The organism is Occallatibacter sp. (genome assembly GCF_049802275.1).
Classification (GTDB): Bacteria; Acidobacteriota; Terriglobia; order Terriglobales; family Acidobacteriaceae; genus Telmatobacter.
In genome coordinates this window covers 1-4481 of record NZ_JBARMD010000726.1, presented here as the reverse complement: position 1 = coordinate 4481, position 4481 = coordinate 1, and the positions used below count along the sequence as shown (strand labels likewise).

Annotated in this window: 5 protein-coding genes; all 5 read left to right on the top strand. The window is 59.4% G+C overall.

What is annotated here, in order from left to right:
• The first annotated feature begins 227 nt into the window (after positions 1-227).
• Positions 228-737, top strand: coding sequence for a CcdC family protein (locus WA354_RS24415; RefSeq protein WP_472815632.1), 510 nt, complete (start codon positions 228-230; stop codon positions 735-737).
• A 64-nt stretch (positions 738-801) separates the two neighbouring features.
• Positions 802-1095 (top strand): muconolactone Delta-isomerase family protein, encoded by a 294-nt coding sequence (locus tag WA354_RS24410; protein WP_472815631.1) that lies wholly within the window; start codon positions 802-804, stop codon positions 1093-1095.
• Between the two features lie 124 nt (positions 1096-1219).
• The gene (gene gcvH, locus WA354_RS24405; protein WP_472815630.1) at positions 1220-1609 is read left to right on the top strand and encodes a glycine cleavage system protein GcvH; all 390 of its coding nucleotides are present in this window, start codon (positions 1220-1222) and stop codon (positions 1607-1609) included.
• Between the two features lie 151 nt (positions 1610-1760).
• A complete protein-coding gene (gene gcvPA, locus WA354_RS24400; RefSeq protein WP_472815629.1) occupies positions 1761-3110 on the top strand; it encodes an aminomethyl-transferring glycine dehydrogenase subunit GcvPA in 1350 nt (449 codons plus the stop codon).
• Between the two features lie 2 nt (positions 3111-3112).
• Positions 3113-4481, top strand: a 1369-nt coding sequence (gene gcvPB, locus WA354_RS24395) for an aminomethyl-transferring glycine dehydrogenase subunit GcvPB (protein ID WP_472815628.1), incomplete at its 3' end; no start/stop codon positions are given.

The window sequence follows — 4481 nt, the reverse complement described above, 5'->3', positions numbered from 1 at the left end:
ACCTGGGCGAAGCCTGGCTTGACGATCCCAACCCCAACGCATTCGTAGAGTTCTGGTCGTACAGCCACCCCTCTGTACAGCAACGTGCAGAGTTTGCCGAGCACTACGATCCTTGGGCAAACGGTGGACATGGGAAGTTTTTCATGAAATAGGAACGAGGTCACGGGCGGCGGAAATTGACTCAGGTCGCGAGCGCACGAAATTTCGGATTCCCATAAAATGGATGAATGGTGCTTCTCGCCCTCTTCCCCCCATTCTTCGCCAAAGCAGCCGGCTCGGTTCTCGCCGCGGGTGCGGGTGCGGTCGTTGTCATCATGTGGCGGCTGCGTGAGGCACGGAGCGCTGTCTCCCTCAGAAAGATCATCATTCCTCCGCTTGGCATGGCCACCGGATTCTCGATGTTTGTGGATTCAGCATTTCGCGTACCCTGGTCCTGGGCAGCGATCGCATTCCTCATCGGTGCCGCCGTTCTGGCGTGGCCATTGCTGCTGACGACGCGCCTGGAACGCCAGGGAGAGACCGTGCGGATGAAGCGTTCGAGCGCTTTTCTCCTTGTCATTCTGGTGCTTGCGGCTATTCGCTTGTTTGCTCGCGGCTACTTCGACACCATCCTCACCACGCAACAGACAGCAGGCATCTTCTTCATCCTCGCTTTCGGCATGATCGTGATCTGGCGGGCAAAGATGTTGCTCGACTTCCGTCGGCTGACGGCCGATCTTGAGACCAGCGCCGCCTGACTCGCCTGCGAGCCGAACGGATGTGTGAGACGAACGAGCTTGCCGCTTTTCGTACAATTCAACTATGCAATTTCTAACGCTTTCGCGCCGCCGTACAGACGCGTTCCCCGCTGAAGCCTTTACCCCGGAACTCGTCGCGCGGGAGGGCCAGCGCGTCAAGGAACTTTACATCGCCGGCATCCTCCGCCAGGTCTGGCGCAGGGGCGATACGCCGGGCGCCGCTATCGTGTGGGAGGCAGCAAGCGAGGCTGAGGTGCGGCAAGCATGCGAAAGCCTGCCCATCTTCAAAGCCGGAATGCTGGAAATCTCTGTCCTTGTCCCGCTCGAACCCTACGCCGGATTCGGGCCGGTAAAGTAGCCTGCAACCAGCGTCGGTCGCCGATTTTGACCCCGCAAATGACTGATTTTCCTCATACCCTGCTCACCGTTCCGAGGTCGTACACTGTAGCTTCATTTGCTTTCCGAAAGGAGCATGTTCTTCTATGGCTTATCCCACAAACTACCGCTATACCCGCGAGCACGAATGGATCTCGCTCGACGGCAAAATCGGGACGGTCGGTATCACGGACTATGCGCAGAACTCTCTGGGCGACATCGTCTACGTTGACGTGCCCAAGGTAGGCGACTCCATCATTGCGAACGCGTCTTTCGGTTCGGTCGAAAGCGTCAAGGCTGTCAGCGACTTGTACTCGCCTGTTACCGGCACGGTGACGGCTGTGAATGAGGAGTTGAAGACCAGCCCCGACAAGATCAATGAGGCTCCCCACGAGACCTGGATCATCAAGCTCGAGCTCTCTGATCCATCGGAATACGAAAAACTGCTCGACGCCGCATCTTATGAAAAGTTTGTGTCGGAAGAGACGGGGGCGTAAACCGGCTGCCAGCTATTAGCTCCTAGCTTCTAGCTCTTTCGCGTTGAAACGCGGCAGCATCAACTCCGAGAAATGTGATCCTCGGAGATTCCATTTTGCTCGAGACACCTGCTTTTAGCTAGGAGCTAGAAGCTAGAGGCTAGAAGCTGATATGCGCTACCTACCCAAATCCCCCGCCGAACGCGAGCAGATGCTCAAGGCCATCGGCGCCAGGGCTATTGACGATCTCTTTGCCATCATCCCAGCCGAGTACCGGCTCACGCGCGACCTCGATGTGCCTCGCCAGCAGGCCGAGAGCGAGATCATCGACTACTTCAAGGCCGCCGCGCAGAAGAACGCCACTGATTACGCCAGCTTCCTGGGCGCGGGCTGCTATCGTCACTATCGCCCGGTGATCATTGACTCGCTGGTTCAGCGTGGCGAATTCCTGACAAGCTATACGCCCTATCAACCGGAGATCACGCAGGGAACGCTGCAGGCGATCTTCGAATTCCAGACCATGATTGCCGAACTAACGGGCATGGACGTAGCCAACGCCAGCATGTACGACGGTTCGACTGGCGCGGCCGAAGCGGTGCTGATGGCCATGCGCGTTACCGGCCGCCACAAAGCGGTCGTCGCCTCCACGGTGCATCCCGAGTATCGCGAAGTGCTGCACACTTACCTGCAATTCCGCGATTTGCCGACGTCTCAGATCGGCTACGTCGCCGAAACGGGCCGTGTGGATCTTCAAGCACTGGAGGCCGCCGTCACCGAAGAGACCGCAGCAGTGCTCGTCCAGAGCCCCAACTTCTTCGGCGTCATTGAAGACATTCCTGCGATCGCGGAGATCGCGCACAAAAAAGGCGCGCTGCTCATCGTGTCGATCGCTGAGGCCGTCTCGCTTGGCGTTGTCCGCCCGCCCGTCGAGGCCGATATTGTCAGCATGGAAGCGCAGTCGTTCGGCGTCGCGCTCAGCTATGGCGGGCCGTTCTGCGGCGTCATCGCGGCCAAGGAGCAGTACCTGCGCCAGATGCCCGGCCGTCTCGCGGGCCAGACGGTGGATGCGAATGGGAATCGGGGATTCGTCCTCACGCTGTCGACGCGCGAGCAACACATCCGGCGTGAAAAGGCGACGTCAAACATCTGCACGAATCAAGCATTGGTGGCGCTGATGGCGACGATCTTCCTTACCGTGTACGGCAAGGAAGGCATTCGAGAATTGGCCGAGCACAATCTGGCCAAGGCAGCGTACGCGGCAAAGACATTGAGCGAGCAGCCCGGCGCAAAACTGTTGTTCAAGGGCGCTCCACGCTTTCATGAATTCGTTTTAGAGACGCAGGAGTCTCCAGCGCAATGGAGTCAGCGCCTGCTTGACGAAAAAATTGTCGGCGGCATCGATCTGGGCCGCTGGTATCCGGAACTGAAGAACGCAACCCTCTGGTGCGCGACAGAAGTGATCGCGCGCGAAACCATTGATCGCGCGGCAAAGGTGCTGGCCGCAGCGCCGGTGGAGGCATAGAAATGGCAACAACTGAGTCGCAGATCAATCGCAGCATCGGCAAGGTTCGTCCCCACCAGACGCAGAACGAAGGGCTGGTCTTCGAGAAATCCTCGCCGGGCAAGAAGGCCTACAAGCTGCCGCCACTCGACGTGCCTGAAGTGGACCCAGCCGAACTGCTGGGCGACGCGCACCGCAAGGTGCCCGGCCTGCTCCCCGAGCTCAGCGAGATCGAGATCATCCGCCACTTCACGCGCCTCTCCACCTGGAATTACGCCATCGATCTCGGCATGTATCCGCTCGGTTCCTGCACCATGAAGTACAACCCGCGTGTCAACGAATTCGTCTCCCGCATCGAGGGTCTTGCCGAAGCGCATCCCTACCGGCCCGAATCGCTCGCACAGGGCGTGCTTGAGATCATCGACCTGCTGCAGCGTTGCCTCATCGATATCACCGGCATGGACACCATCACCCTGCAGCCCGCAGCTGGCGCGCATGGCGAGTTCACTGGCATTCTGCTGGTTCGTGCGTGGCATGAGTCACAGGGCAACGCCCGCCGCAAGATCATCATTCCCGACTCGGCCCATGGCACCAACCCTGCCACCGCGGCCATCTGCGGCTACCAGGTCGAGAACCTCAAGTCCAACGCCGACGGCGGCATCGATCTTGAAGCGCTCGCGCGCCAGGTCGACGAAGATACCGCTGCGCTGATGCTCACCAATCCGTCCACCCTCGGCGTGTTCGAAAACGAGATCCACAAGATCGCCGACATTCTTCACGCAAAAGGCGCTCTCCTCTACATGGATGGCGCCAACATGAACGCGCTGGTCGGCAAAGTACGCCCCGGCGACTTCGGCGTCGACGTGATGCACCTCAACTTGCACAAGACGTTTTCGACTCCGCACGGTGGCGGTGGTCCCGGATCGGGCCCAGTGGCGTGCAAGAAGTTCCTCGAGCCCTTTCTGCCCACGCCGGTTCTCGTTCGCAAGCCATCTTCCGAATCACCTCAGAATTTGGGGGCCCCATCCTTTCGCCAGCTTTTAGGTGAAAGGGTTGGAAGCCACGGACCTCAATTGTCCACGCTCCACTGGGAGTTCAACCGTCCCCAATCCGTGGGCCGCGTCCGCGCCTTCTACGGCAACACCGGCATGTTCATTCGCGCGCTCGCATACATCCTGGCCAACGGACCGGATGGCCTGCGCCAGACCACCGAAGACGCGGTGCTCAACGCCAACTACATTCGCAAGAATCTTGAAGATCTTTACGAACTGCCCTACAAGACTCCGTCGATGCACGAAGTCGTTTTCAGCGACAAGCGGCAGGCTGCCAAGGGAGTGAAGACCGGCGACATCGCCAAGCGCCTCATCGACTACGGCTTCCACCCCTACACGG

Coding starts and splice junctions, on each gene's coding strand:
- WA354_RS24415 (WP_472815632.1), top strand. CDS start 228: ATGGTGCTTCTCGCCCTCTTCCCCCCATTCTTCGCCAAAGCAGCCGGC.
- WA354_RS24410 (WP_472815631.1), top strand. CDS start 802: ATGCAATTTCTAACGCTTTCGCGCCGCCGTACAGACGCGTTCCCCGCT.
- gcvH (WP_472815630.1), top strand. CDS start 1,220: ATGGCTTATCCCACAAACTACCGCTATACCCGCGAGCACGAATGGATC.
- gcvPA (WP_472815629.1), top strand. CDS start 1,761: ATGCGCTACCTACCCAAATCCCCCGCCGAACGCGAGCAGATGCTCAAG.